This is a genomic window from Rossellomorea vietnamensis (assembly GCF_025398035.1).
GTDB classification, from domain to species: domain Bacteria; phylum Bacillota; class Bacilli; order Bacillales; family Bacillaceae_B; genus Rossellomorea; species Rossellomorea vietnamensis_B.
Window position 1 is genome coordinate 2705013 of sequence record NZ_CP104558.1, and the last position, 13311, is coordinate 2718323.

Genomic DNA, 13311 nt, shown 5'->3' on the forward strand with positions numbered 1-13311 from the left:
AATGATTTGTTTGATTAAGGTCAGATTACCAACGATAGTGAGCAAACGCTTTGTTCGCTTCAGCCATCTTGTGTGTATCTTCACGCTTCTTGACAGAAGCTCCAGTGTTGTTAGCTGCATCAAGGATTTCGTTAGCTAAACGCTCTTCCATTGTCTTCTCACCGCGAAGACGAGAGTAGTTTACTAACCAACGAAGACCTAATGTAGTACGACGCTCTGGACGCACCTCTACAGGTACTTGATAGTTTGAACCACCTACACGACGAGCTTTTACTTCTAATACCGGCATGATATTTTTTAAAGCTGCATCGAATACTTCCATTGCATCTTTACCTGAACGCTCGCTAATGATATCAAACGCTGCGTATAATTTCTTTTGAGCTTTACCTCTTTTACCGTCAATCATGATTTTGTTGATTAAACGAGTAACTAATTTAGAATTGTACATTGGATCAGGTAAAACGTCTCTTTTTGCTACAGGACCTTTACGTGGCATGTGATTTCCTCCTTTCAACGAGAAATGAATTTATAGTTGTTTTATTATTTTTTAGCTGCTTTAGGGCGCTTAGTTCCGTATTTAGAACGTCCTTGCATACGGCCGTCAACTCCAGCTGTATCAAGCGCACCACGTACGATGTGATAACGTACTCCCGGTAAATCCTTTACACGTCCTCCACGGATAAGAACAACACTGTGCTCTTGAAGGTTATGTCCGATACCAGGGATGTAAGCAGTAACCTCGATTCCATTTGTTAAACGAACACGTGCATATTTACGTAGCGCCGAGTTCGGTTTCTTTGGAGTCATTGTACCAACACGAGTACATACACCACGTTTTTGTGGAGAAGACAAGTTCGTGTGCACCTTCTTAAAGCTGTTATAACCTTTGTTAAGAGCTGGTGACTTTGATTTAGTTGATTTTGACTGACGAGGCTTGCGAACTAATTGGTTAATAGTTGGCATTTTGTTTTCCTCCCTTCTTATTTGGTAAGCCCACACATCCAGGTGGTTCTTTTTTGGGTAAAAGTAAAGTTTTTGTAGATCGCTTCTACAAAAACTATTTTACTGTATAATCGCAACAGCTGCTGCTCCAACATCTATTCCGCACGATTTACCAAGTTTCTTCATCGAGTCCACTTTGTTAACCGGTACATTAAGATCAATCGCGGCCTGGACTACTTTTGCTGTAACCTTGGGATCAGCATCCTCCGCAATCACAACTTCGAGTACATGACCTGTTTTTAGAGCTTTCACTGCTTGCTTTGTTCCTACAATAATTTCTTTAGCCTGCGCTACTTTTTCATAAGACATTTCATATCCTCCAAAGTAACAGGTTATTAATAGGAGCAACCTTGAATATATTATCATCTTAAAATCTCTATGTCAACAAAGATTTAAAAGATTTATAAAAGCTAACTCTTAGAGCTGCTGTTTGAGCAATCAAACCCGCCTAAGAGTTAGCCTAAATAGATTACTCTACTGTTACTGTTTCTTCACTAGTATCTTCTGCTAAAACCGGTTCTGCTTTACGGTAACGTTGCATACCTGTTCCTGCTGGAACCAGTTTACCGATGATAACATTTTCTTTCAATCCTAGTAACTCATCACGTTTTCCTTTGATCGCAGCGTCCGTTAACACACGAGTTGTTTCCTGGAATGATGCTGCGGATAAGAAGGAATCTGTTTCAAGTGAAGCCTTGGTGATCCCAAGCAGTACAGGACGTCCTGTTGCCGGAAGCTTACCGCCGAACAATGCTTTTTCGTTCGCATCTCTGAATTGGTGGATATCCATAAGAGTACCTGGAAGTACTTCAGATTCACCGGCATCGATGACGCGGACTTTACGTAACATTTGACGGACCATGACTTCAACGTGTTTGTCGCCGATTTCAACCCCTTGCATACGATATACTTTTTGTACTTCGCGCAGTAGGTATTCTTGAACGGCAGACACATCACGGACTTTAAGAAGTTCTTTCGGATCGATCGAACCTTCAGTGATTTCCTGACCGCGTGCGACTTTATCGTTTACAGCGAACTTCAAGCGCGCTGTGTAAGGAGCTGTGTAACTTCTCGTTTCCACATCACCTTGTACGGTAATTTCGTACTGACGATCTTTTCCTTCACTTATGGATGTGATCACACCATCGATTTCAGAGATGACAGCTTGACCTTTAGGGTTACGCGCTTCGAAGATCTCTTGGATACGCGGTAAACCTTGGGTGATATCGTCTCCTGCTACCCCACCTGTATGGAACGTACGCATCGTTAACTGAGTACCCGGTTCCCCGATGGATTGAGCAGCGATGATACCGACAGCTTCCCCGACTTCGACTTTTTGACCTGTCGCAAGGTTCGTTCCGTAACATTTTTCACATACACCGTGTCTTGTGTTACACGTGAAGGCAGAACGGATCGAAACATGTTCGACTCCAGCGTCAATGATCGTCTTAGCCAAGTCTTCTGTGATCAGCTGGTTTTCTGTGATGATGATTTCATCTGTTTCAGGGTGACGTAATGTCTTACGGGAATAACGACCGAGTAAACGTTCTTCAAGAGGTTCGATGATTTCCGTACCCTCTTTAATGGAGCCTACAAGTAAGCCTCTGTCCGTTCCACAGTCTTCCTCACGAACGATAACGTCCTGTGCAACGTCAACAAGTCGACGTGTCAGGTAACCTGAGTCAGCTGTTTTCAGTGCTGTATCGGCAAGACCTTTACGGGCACCATGGGTAGAGATGAAGTACTCAAGAACCGTCAGACCTTCACGGAAACTTGATTTGATCGGTAACTCGATGATACGTCCAGCCGGGTTGGCCATCAGTCCACGCATACCGGCAAGCTGAGTGAAGTTTGATGCGTTACCACGGGCACCTGAGTCACTCATCATGAAGATCGGGTTGCGTTTATCCAATGTCGCCATTAACTTACCTTGAATCGTATCTTTCGCAGCACTCCAGATGGAGATGACACGATCATATCTTTCATCTTCTGTAATGAGACCGCGTTTGAATTGCTTCAAGACGTTGTCTACTTTACTTTGCGCTTCGATCAAGATTTCTTCTTTTTCCGCTAGTACGACGATATCTGCGATACCAACCGTAATACCGGCTTTTGTAGAATATTTGAATCCAAGGTCCTTCATCTTATCAAGCATACGAGACGTTTCCGTGATGGCGAACTTCTTGAACACTTCCGCGATGATATTCCCTAAGAAACCTTTTTTGAACGGGTTGATTAACTCACGGCTTTGGAATACTTCTTTCACGTCCGTTGACGGATCAACAAAGTAGTTCTCAGGAGTCGCAACTTCCAAGTTCGTTCTTGTTGGTTCGTTGATGAACGGGAATGTATCAGGTAAGATCTCGTTGAAGATGACTTTACCTACCGTTGTTAATAATAATTGTTTGTTTTGCTTCTCGGTGAACGTTTTGTTGTTGATGGTGCTTGCATGGATCGCAATACGGGTATGCAAGTGTACATAACCATTTTGATATGCAAGGATGACTTCACTTGCATCATTGAAGATCATACCTTCACCAACAGCATTTTCACGTTCAAGTGTCAGGTAATAGTTTCCTAATACCATATCCTGGGACGGTGTAACAACCGGTTTACCGTCTTTCGGATTTAGGATGTTTTGGGCAGCAAGCATGAGCATGCGCGCTTCAGCTTGTGCTTCAGAAGATAGTGGTACGTGAACCGCCATTTGGTCACCATCAAAATCCGCGTTGTATGCTGTACATACAAGTGGGTGAAGACGGATCGCTCTACCTTCGACAAGCGTTGGTTCAAATGCTTGAATACCAAGTCTGTGAAGTGTAGGTGCACGGTTTAACAGTACCGGATGTTCTTTGATGACGCCTTCTAATACATCCCATACTTCCGGCTGGACGCGTTCAATCTTGCGCTTGGCACTCTTGATGTTGTGGGCCAATCCTTTTTCAACGAGTTCTTTCATAACGAATGGTTTGAATAACTCAAGAGCCATTTCCTTAGGAAGACCACATTGGTACATCTTAAGGTTAGGTCCAACAACGATTACAGAACGGCCGGAGTAGTCAACACGTTTACCAAGAAGGTTCTGACGGAAACGACCTTGCTTCCCTTTAAGCATATGTGAAAGGGATTTTAACGGACGGTTACCCGGTCCAGTAACTGGACGGCCGCGACGACCATTATCAATTAAAGCATCAACCGCTTCTTGTAGCATACGCTTCTCATTTTGAACGATGATGCTTGGGGCACCAAGGTCCAATAAACGCTTAAGACGGTTATTACGGTTAATAACACGACGGTATAAATCATTCAGGTCAGAAGTCGCAAAGCGTCCACCGTCAAGTTGAACCATCGGGCGAAGCTCTGGAGGAATGACAGGAAGGACATCAAGAATCATCCAGTCCGGATCATTTCCTGAGTTTCTGAAAGATTCCACTACTTCCAATCGTTTGATTGCACGGGTACGGCGTTGACCTTGAGCTGTTTTCAGTTCTTCTTTCAAGAAATCAGCTTCTTTATCCAGGTCAATGTCCTGCAGAAGCTTTTTAATGGCTTCAGCTCCCATTGCAGCTTGGAATTTCACTCCGTACTTCTCACGGTATGCACGGTATTCTTTTTCAGAAAGAAGTTGCTTTCTTTCAAGAGCCGTGTCACCCGGTTCTGTTACAACATAGGAAGCGAAATAGATGACTTCTTCCAAAGCACGCGGGGACATGTCTAAAACAAGACCCATACGGCTTGGGATTCCTTTGAAGTACCAGATGTGAGAAACAGGTGCGGCAAGTTCAATGTGACCCATACGTTCACGACGAACTTTTGCCTTTGTTACTTCGACACCACAGCGGTCACAAACGACGCCTTTATAACGGACACGCTTGTATTTACCACAGTGACATTCCCAGTCCTTCGTAGGACCGAAAATACGTTCACAGAACAAACCGTCTTTTTCTGGTTTTAACGTACGATAGTTAATCGTCTCGGGCTTTTTAACTTCCCCGAAAGACCATGAACGGATCTTATCGGGGGAAGCTAAACCAATTTTCATATACTCAAAATTATTTACATCTAGCAAGGGGCCTACCTCCCTTTTAATCTACAGGCTCTAACCCTAATTGCTCTAAATTTATTCTTTAGACCCTACTGTCTCGGATTCTTGTGCATTAGATTCAGAGATATTTAGCGTGTCTGCTTGTTGTACTTCTTCTTCGTCCTCTAAGTCCCGCATTTCGATTTCTTCTTCGTTACTAGAGAGGATCTTAACATCCATACCTAAACTTTGAAGCTCTTTGATCAGAACTTTGAATGATTCCGGAACACCAGGTTCAGGAACGTTTTCACCCTTGACGATGGCTTCGTATGTTTTCACACGGCCCACAACGTCATCGGACTTAACTGTAAGAATTTCTTGTAGAGTGTAAGCAGCACCATAAGCTTCAAGTGCCCATACCTCCATCTCACCGAAACGCTGTCCACCGAATTGGGCTTTACCTCCGAGTGGTTGTTGCGTAACGAGTGAATATGGTCCGGTCGAACGTGCGTGAAGTTTGTCATCAACCATGTGAGCAAGTTTGATCATATACATGATTCCAACTGATACTCGGTTATCAAACGGTTCACCCGTTCTACCATCGTAAAGAACGGTTTTGGCATCGCGTGCCATACCTGCTTCTTCAATTGTTGCCCATACATCTTCCTCACGCGCTCCATCAAATACTGGTGAAGCGACATGAATACCGAGGTATCTTGCTGCCATTCCCAAGTGAAGCTCCAGCACCTGACCGATGTTCATACGTGATGGTACCCCTAGTGGGTTAAGCATGATATCGATTGGTGTGCCGTCTGGTAAGAACGGCATGTCTTCTTCAGGAAGGATTCTTGAGATAACACCTTTGTTACCGTGCCGACCAGCCATTTTGTCACCTTCAGAGATCTTACGTTTCTGAACGATGTATACACGTACAAGCTGGTTCACACCTGGTGGTAATTCATCGCCATCTTCACGATTGAAGACTTTCACATCAAGGATGATTCCGCCGCCACCGTGTGGTACGCGAAGGGATGTATCCCGGACTTCACGAGCCTTCTCACCGAAGATTGCATGTAATAGACGCTCTTCAGCCGTCAGTTCCGTTACACCTTTAGGCGTTACTTTACCGACAAGCAGGTCGCCATCTTTCACTTCAGCACCGATGCGGATGATTCCACGCTCGTCAAGATTGCGAAGTGCATCTTCACCAACGTTTGGAATATCACGAGTGATTTCTTCTGGTCCCAATTTCGTATCACGTGATTCAGACTCATATTCTTCAATATGAATAGAAGTATAGACATCGTCTTTCACAAGACGTTCACTCATGATGATCGCATCTTCATAGTTGTAACCGTCCCAAGTCATGAATCCAACCATGACGTTACGTCCCAAGGCGAGTTCACCTTTCTCCATGGAAGGACCATCAGCAAGGATTTCTCCTTTAACTACACGGTCACCTTCACTTACGATCGGACGCTGGTTGTAACATGTACCCTGGTTAGAACGGATGAATTTCTGCATACGATACTTATCGAGGTCACCTTTTACTTCCTGACCGTCGATTTCTTTCACACGACGTACCCAAACTTGTTTCGCTTCAACCTTCTCCACAATACCTTCGTATTTACAGATCACAGCTGCACCGGAGTCTTTCGCAGATACGTGTTCCATACCTGTTCCGACGATCGGTGATTCCGGATTCATCAAAGGTACTGCTTGACGCTGCATGTTCGCTCCCATTAGAGCACGGTTGGAGTCATCGTTTTCTAAGAATGGAATACATGCTGTCGCAGCTGATACTACTTGTTTAGGAGATACATCCATGTAGTCGAGACGTTCACGCTTGATGACCGTGTTCTCACCGCGGAAACGGGAGATGACTTCTTCATCAAGGAATGCGCCGTCATCTCCAAGACGTGCGTTCGCCTGTGCCACTACATAGTTATCTTCTTCGTCTGCCGTCAAGTAATCGATGCGATCGGTTACTTTCCCGGTATCGGGGTCGACACGACGATACGGCGTTTCGATAAAGCCGAATTTATTCACTTTCGCAAAGGAGGAAAGTGAGTTGATCAGTCCGATGTTCGGACCCTCAGGTGTTTCAATCGGACACATACGGCCATAGTGGGAATAATGGACGTCACGTACTTCGAATCCAGCACGTTCACGTGTTAATCCACCGGGCCCTAAAGCAGAAAGACGGCGTTTGTGCGTTAATTCTGCAAGAGGATTCGTTTGATCCATGAATTGAGACAATTGAGAGCTTCCAAAGAACTCTTTAATGGATGCAATAACAGGACGGATGTTGATCAGTTGTTGAGGCGTGATCGTGTTCGTGTCCTGAATGGACATTCTTTCACGGACCACACGCTCCATACGTGATAAACCAATACGGAATTGGTTCTGTAGCAATTCACCAACCGAACGTAAACGACGGTTACCTAAATGGTCAATATCATCTGTCAGTCCTACTCCATGTAATAAGTTAAAGAAGTAAGAAATGGAAGAGATGATATCAGCAGGTGTAATGTACTTAACTTCTTCTTCAACATACGCGTTGCTGATTACGTTGATTTCAAAATCTCCTTCTTCGTTAGGAGAATAGATTTTGATAGATTGAAGAACTACGTCTTCTTCTAATACGCCGCCGGACTGTTGGTAGTTTTTGAAACCAATGCCGTTTTCTAAATAAGGGATGACCTTATCCAGGGCGCGACGGTCAAGAACCGTGCCTTTCTCTGCCAGAATCTCGCCCGTTTCCGGATCTGCTAGAGTTTCTGCTAGAGTTTGACCGAATAAACGATTCTTAATGTGAAGCTTTTTGTTCATTTTGTAACGTCCAACGTTTGCTAAGTCATAACGCTTAGGATCAAAGAAACGAGAAACGAGTAAACTTTTAGCATTTTCTACTGTAGGAGGCTCTCCCGGACGCAGACGCTCATAAATCTCGAGCAATGCCTTGTCGATACCTTCCGTGTTGTCTTTCTCGAGCGTGTTACGAATGTACTCATTATCACCGATCAAATCGATGATTTCTTGATCAGAGCCAAACCCAAGGGCACGTAAAAGAACCGTTACCGGTAGTTTGCGAGTTCGATCAATTCGCACATATACAACATCTTTTGCATCTGTTTCATACTCAAGCCAAGCTCCGCGGTTTGGTATAACGGTAGCAGTAAACCCTTTCTTTCCGTTTTTATCTACTTTTCCGCTAAAGTAAACACTAGGTGAACGTACTAGCTGAGATACGATAACGCGCTCAGCACCATTGATGACAAACGTACCTGTGTCTGTCATTAATGGGAAATCACCCATAAATACGTCTTGATCTTTTACTTCTCCTGTTTCCTTGTTCACAAGACGGACTTTTACTCTAAGCGGTGCAGAGTAAGTAACATCTCTTTCCTTTGATTCTTCCACCGAGTACTTTGGCTCTCCCAGACTATAATCAATAAATTCCAAAGAGAGATTACCAGTGAAGTCCTCAATCGGAGAAATGTCACGGAACATTTCTCTTAACCCCTCATCAAGAAACCATTGATACGAGGAAGTTTGAATTTCGATTAAATTCGGTAATTCTAAAACTTCACTGATACGCGCAAAACTTCTGCGTTGGCGGTGTCGTCCATACTGAACTAGTTGACCTGTCAACTGATTCACCCCTCAAATCAAGCGTTTTGGTTGTGTCTATATGCCTTAAAGTAGGATTTCTACTCTACACAAGACAAAAAGAAAAAGGGTTTTAATGATAAAACCTCATTTTCATATGACGAACTATTATTTTATAATCTTTTCCAATTTATCCAACATGTATACATATGGACATAATACCGGAAAATAATATTTTTGCATTTTATAATGTTATCATAGCAGTTAAGCTACGTCAACGGATTTCTTTTACCGATTTCAAGATGTAGTATCCCTTTTTCCTGGTGAAGACTTCTACATTTGAAAAGATTTTTTCCATTTTCTCCATGGCAGAGGGAGCACCTTGCTTCTTCTGAATAACGACCCACAATTCTCCGCGTTCCGTCAGATGTTCGTAACTATTCTCAAGAATCGAATGAACCGTTTCTTTCCCTGCTCGTATCGGAGGGTTCGTTAAAATAGCGGCAAATCCCTTTTCAACGACATTCGTATACCGGTCACTTTGATAGACTTTAACGTTTTGAACTTTATTTTCCCCAGCATTTTCTTTCGCTAAAGATAGAGCCCTCTCGTTTACATCGATCATGTGGACCCTCCGATCACCAAAGTCTTTGGCCAAGGATAATCCGACCGGGCCATAACCGCAGCCAACATCAAGTATCGGTCCCTTAACATCAGGTAATTCAAACGATTCAATCAAAGCTCTTGAACCGAAGTCCACTTCCTTTTTTGAGAAGACGCCCTGGTCTGTCTTAAAACGGAATGTATGCCCCCTTAATTCAAAGGCAATCTTATTCGGGTTACTTTCCACATCGGGGTTACGGGAATAATAGTGATTGGTCATTATATCATCTCCATCCATCGATAGATCCGCCTGGTAACCATCTTTTCCAAAATCGGGCAAAGATAGATGCCAGACAAGAAAAAAGCCCGCCAAATATAGCGAGCTTTTCATCTATACAATCATTACTTAACTTCTACGCCAGCTCCAACTTCTTCAAGTTTAGCTTTAAGTTCTTCAGCTTCCTCTTTAGAAATACCTTCTTTAAGAGCTTTAGGAGTGTTATCAACCATTTCTTTCGCTTCTTTAAGGCCAAGACCTGTGATTTCGCGAACAACTTTGATAACCTTGATTTTTTGAGAACCAGCGCTCTCAAGGATTACGTCGAATTCAGTTTGTTCTGCAGCAGCGTCAGCGCCACCAGCAGCAGCAGCTACAGGTGCAGCAGCAGTTACTCCGAATTCTTCTTCGATTGCTTTAACTAGATCATTTAGTTCAAGAACTGACATTTCTTTAATCGCGTCAATGATTTGCTCTTTACTCATTTTAAATTTCCTCCTTGTGATGTTTGCTTCATTTTTTTATTTAAACGACTTGCTTTAGCTTACGCGCCTTGCTCTTCTTTTTGATCTGCAACGGCTTTTGTTGCCAACGCGAAGTTGCGCATTGGTGCTTGTAGCACGCTGAGTAGCATAGAAAGAAGTCCTTCGCGGTTTGGAAGTTCAGCGATTGCTTTAACATCCTCAACTGAAGTGATCGTTCCTTCGATGACACCCGTTTTGATTTCAAGTGCTTCGTGTTCTTTAGCGAAGCTGTTAAGGATCTTTGCAGGTGCAACTACTTCTTCTGAACTGAACGCGATTGCGTTAGGACCAGTTAAGAATTCGTTTAACCCTTCAAGACCAGCTTCTTCTGCTGCACGACGTACCATAGTGTTTTTGTACACTTTGAACTCGATGCCAGCTTCACGAAGTTGTTTACGAAGTTCAGTTACTTCGGAAACGTCTAGGCCACGGTAATCTACAACGATTGTAGATACACTGTTTTTTAGCTTGTCAGAGATTTCTCCAACGATGTGTTTCTTTTGATCTAGAATGCTGCTCATCATTACACCTCCTGTAGATTGACTGATGAACATTTATACCGTCATCCAATAAAAAATGCCCTTATATCAAGGTAGACATAAGGGCATCGCAAACGCGCTATAAGCGGTTATTTTATCGCAATTACCTCGGCAGGACATTAAGCTCATGACGAGCACCTACTGTCTACGGTACAAATGTATTCGTTTTTTAACAACAGAACTAATTATAATCACTAGTCCTCAGTAAGTCAATACCAAATTATGCCTTAACTGCGAAAGTGGAAGGATCGACTTTAACGCCAGGTCCCATTGTAGAAGTTACAGAAACATTTTTCATGTAAGTTCCTTTTGCAGCAGCAGGTTTAACTTTAAGCATTGTTTCATACATTGTAGCAAAGTTTTCAACAAGCTTTTCGTTGTCGAATGAAATCTTCCCAACAGGAACGTGAACGTTACCTGATTTGTCAGCACGGTATTCAACTTTACCAGCTTTGATTTCATTAACAGCTTTCGTTACGTCGAATGTTACTGTTCCAGTTTTAGGGTTTGGCATTAAACCTTTAGGTCCCAATACGCGACCAAGTTTACCAACTTCACCCATCATGTCTGGAGTTGCAACGATTACGTCGAACTCGAACCAACCTTGGTTGATCTTGTTGATCAGTTCTGCATCACCTACGAAATCAGCGCCAGCAGCTTCTGCTTCTTTTGCTTTATCTCCTTTAGCGAATACAAGAACCTTTTGAGTTTTACCAGTTCCATGAGGAAGTACAACTGCTCCACGGATTTGCTGGTCGTTTTTACGAGTATCTACACCTAAGCGGAACGCTACTTCAATCGTTGCGTCAAACTTAGCGAAGTTTGTTTTCTTAACAAGTTCGATTGCTTCTTCCACTGAATAAGCTGTAGTACGATCTACAAGCTTTTGAGCTTCAAGAAACTTTTTACCTTTTTTAGCCATTATAAATTTCCTCCTATATGTGGTTTTAGCGGAATAACCTCCCACGAAATAAGGTTGCGAGTGAAACGTACATTTCATCATCGCAACCTCGTTCAACAGGAACCTCTACTTTAACGAAGCAGGGATTAGTCTTCGATGACGATACCCATGCTGCGTGCAGTTCCTTCTACCATGCGCATAGCTGATTCAACACTAGCTGCATTTAAGTCAGGCATTTTTGTTTCAGCAATTTCACGTACTTTATCGCGTTTAAGTGTTGCCACTTTCTTGCTGTTTGGTTCGCCTGAACCAGACTCGATACCTGCAGCTTTCTTAAGAAGAACAGCAGCGGGTGGAGTTTTTGTGATGAATGTAAATGAACGGTCTTCAAATACCGTGATTTCAACAGGAATGATTAAGCCAGCTTGATCTGCTGTACGAGCATTGAATTCCTTACAGAATCCCATGATGTTAACACCTGCTTGACCTAGTGCAGGACCAACTGGTGGAGCTGGATTAGCTTTACCGGCAGGAATCTGCAATTTAACCATTTTGATAACTTTTTTAGCCACGAGACACACCTCCTTAAGTCCGTGATGTGGTTATTGGGTTTTTCACCCTCCCACTCAAATGTAAAAAATGTCTTTATCAACATAAAGAACGTCTATTAGGTTCAGTATCTCTTTGTGGAGACGCACTGACTTATGAAATAGTACCATTTTTTCAGAATGATTTCAAGTTCTTTTCCATTATAATTTATCAATTTGGGAGAAATCCAGTTCTACCGGGGTATCTCTACCAAACATATTAACGTGTACCTTCACTTTTGCTTTAGCATTGTCAATCTCTTCGATCGAGCCGGTGAAGTTCGCAAACGGACCTTCGTTCACCCTTACTGTTTCTCCTAATTCGAAGTCGATCTCTACCTTTTTCTCTGTCATGCCCATTTGTTTCAGAAGGTTTGTTACTTCTTCCGGCAATAATGGTGTAGGTTTTGACCCTGAGCCTGATGAACCGACGAAACCGGTCACTCCAGGTGTGTTTCGGACAACATACCATGAATCATCCGTCATGACGATTTCCACGATCACATAACCGGGGAATACCTTCTTCTTAATTACTTTCTTCTTGCCATTCTTATAATCCGTCTCTTCTTCTTCAGGCACGATCACGCGGAAGATCTTATCCTGCATCCCCATCGTTTCAACACGCTTCTCAAGGTTCGCTTTCACCTTATTCTCGTATCCTGAATAAGTATGGACTACATACCAATTCTTCTCCATTTCATAGGACTAAACGTCCGTCCCTCCTCGCTATTTAAGAATACTCATTCGCCTTTTTTCTCCAAATGAAAAAACCCGTAAAAAGATAACGGGCTCTAAGGTCATGTACTCTATTAACATTCATTATACCATGCTTTCATGGTATATATACAACTAATTCTATGTTTCTCTTACTTAGAACCAATGATCAATCGCATAAGTTCTGAGATGCCCAGGTCGATAACAGCAAAGAAAAGGGCAACAAATATCACTGTCGTAATAACCGTGATCGTATAGCGCGTTAACTCTTTACGTTTAGGCCAGCTGACCTTTCTCATTTCCGATGCAACATTGCGAAAGAATTTAAACATCCGTTAGTAACCTCCAACTAATATCAATACGCAAGACTTCTACACTTTATTTAGTCTCTTTGTGTAGGGTATGAGCATTACATGTATTACAGAATTTTTTTAATTCTAATCGAACGGCCTGATTACGGTTTCCCGGCACGGAATAATTCCTGGAACCGCACACCGTACAAGCCAGTATTAGTTTAGTAGTCATATA

Annotated in this window: 13 protein-coding genes and 1 other annotated feature; all 13 genes read right to left on the reverse strand. The window is 42.9% G+C overall.

The features are described from left to right. Positions 1-25: 25 nt before the first annotated feature. The gene (gene rpsG / locus N5C46_RS13995) at positions 26-496 is read right to left on the reverse strand and encodes a 30S ribosomal protein S7 (RefSeq protein ID WP_034765993.1); all 471 of its coding nucleotides are present in this window, start codon (positions 494-496) and stop codon (positions 26-28) included. Positions 497-540: 44 nt separating this feature from the next. Beyond that, positions 541-963 (reverse strand): 30S ribosomal protein S12, encoded by a 423-nt coding sequence (gene rpsL / locus N5C46_RS14000; protein WP_034765995.1) that lies wholly within the window; start codon positions 961-963, stop codon positions 541-543. 99 nt (positions 964-1062) lie between these two features. Then, positions 1063-1311 (reverse strand): 50S ribosomal protein L7ae-like protein, encoded by a 249-nt coding sequence (locus N5C46_RS14005; protein ID WP_034765997.1) that lies wholly within the window; start codon positions 1309-1311, stop codon positions 1063-1065. A 160-nt stretch (positions 1312-1471) separates the two neighbouring features. Then, positions 1472-5071: a DNA-directed RNA polymerase subunit beta' gene (gene rpoC, locus N5C46_RS14010; RefSeq protein WP_060674131.1), complete on the reverse strand. Its 3600-nt coding sequence runs from the start codon at positions 5069-5071 to the stop codon at positions 1472-1474. Between the two features lie 51 nt (positions 5072-5122). Beyond that, positions 5123-8680 carry a DNA-directed RNA polymerase subunit beta gene (gene rpoB, locus N5C46_RS14015; RefSeq protein ID WP_034766001.1) on the reverse strand — a complete coding sequence of 1186 codons (3558 nt, stop codon included), beginning with the start codon at positions 8678-8680 and terminating at the stop codon, positions 5123-5125. A gap of 232 nt (positions 8681-8912) precedes the next feature. Next, entirely contained in the window at positions 8913-9521 is a 609-nt protein-coding gene (locus tag N5C46_RS14020) for a class I SAM-dependent methyltransferase (RefSeq protein ID WP_261749109.1), read from the reverse strand. A gap of 122 nt (positions 9522-9643) precedes the next feature. After that, positions 9644-10003, reverse strand: coding sequence for a 50S ribosomal protein L7/L12 (gene rplL / locus N5C46_RS14025; RefSeq protein ID WP_034766003.1), 360 nt, complete (start codon positions 10001-10003; stop codon positions 9644-9646). Between the two features lie 59 nt (positions 10004-10062). Then, positions 10063-10563 carry a 50S ribosomal protein L10 gene (gene rplJ / locus N5C46_RS14030; protein ID WP_034766005.1) on the reverse strand — a complete coding sequence of 167 codons (501 nt, stop codon included), beginning with the start codon at positions 10561-10563 and terminating at the stop codon, positions 10063-10065. A 42-nt stretch (positions 10564-10605) separates the two neighbouring features. After that, positions 10606-10750 (reverse strand) — a sequence feature (ribosomal protein L10 leader region). A 51-nt stretch (positions 10751-10801) separates the two neighbouring features. Continuing rightward, on the reverse strand, positions 10802-11548 hold the full coding sequence (gene rplA, locus N5C46_RS14035) for a 50S ribosomal protein L1 (protein WP_269146717.1): 747 nt from the start codon (positions 11546-11548) through the stop codon (positions 10802-10804). Between the two features lie 80 nt (positions 11549-11628). Further along, entirely contained in the window at positions 11629-12054 is a 426-nt protein-coding gene (gene rplK, locus N5C46_RS14040) for a 50S ribosomal protein L11 (protein WP_032085258.1), read from the reverse strand. A 177-nt stretch (positions 12055-12231) separates the two neighbouring features. Beyond that, positions 12232-12765 (reverse strand): transcription termination/antitermination protein NusG, encoded by a 534-nt coding sequence (nusG, locus tag N5C46_RS14045; RefSeq protein WP_261749110.1) that lies wholly within the window; start codon positions 12763-12765, stop codon positions 12232-12234. A gap of 170 nt (positions 12766-12935) precedes the next feature. Continuing rightward, positions 12936-13115 (reverse strand): preprotein translocase subunit SecE, encoded by a 180-nt coding sequence (gene secE / locus N5C46_RS14050; RefSeq protein WP_034766010.1) that lies wholly within the window; start codon positions 13113-13115, stop codon positions 12936-12938. Between the two features lie 46 nt (positions 13116-13161). Further along, positions 13162-13308 carry a 50S ribosomal protein L33 gene (gene rpmG / locus N5C46_RS14055; RefSeq protein ID WP_079534455.1) on the reverse strand — a complete coding sequence of 49 codons (147 nt, stop codon included), beginning with the start codon at positions 13306-13308 and terminating at the stop codon, positions 13162-13164. Positions 13309-13311 lie beyond the last annotated feature (3 nt).

Excerpts from the sequence above, each read along its gene's own strand:
- rpsG (WP_034765993.1), bottom strand. The coding sequence starts at position 496 with ATGCCACGTAAAGGTCCTGTAGCAAAAAGAGACGTTTTACCTGATCCA.
- rpsL (WP_034765995.1), bottom strand. The coding sequence starts at position 963 with ATGCCAACTATTAACCAATTAGTTCGCAAGCCTCGTCAGTCAAAATCA.
- N5C46_RS14005 (WP_034765997.1), bottom strand. The coding sequence starts at position 1,311 with ATGTCTTATGAAAAAGTAGCGCAGGCTAAAGAAATTATTGTAGGAACA.
- N5C46_RS14020 (WP_261749109.1), bottom strand. The coding sequence starts at position 9,521 with ATGACCAATCACTATTATTCCCGTAACCCCGATGTGGAAAGTAACCCG.
- rplL (WP_034766003.1), bottom strand. The coding sequence starts at position 10,003 with ATGAGTAAAGAGCAAATCATTGACGCGATTAAAGAAATGTCAGTTCTT.
- rplJ (WP_034766005.1), bottom strand. The coding sequence starts at position 10,563 with ATGAGCAGCATTCTAGATCAAAAGAAACACATCGTTGGAGAAATCTCT.
- nusG (WP_261749110.1), bottom strand. The coding sequence starts at position 12,765 with ATGGAGAAGAATTGGTATGTAGTCCATACTTATTCAGGATACGAGAAT.
- secE (WP_034766010.1), bottom strand. The coding sequence starts at position 13,115 with ATGTTTAAATTCTTTCGCAATGTTGCATCGGAAATGAGAAAGGTCAGC.
- rpmG (WP_079534455.1), bottom strand. The coding sequence starts at position 13,308 with ATGACTACTAAACTAATACTGGCTTGTACGGTGTGCGGTTCCAGGAAT.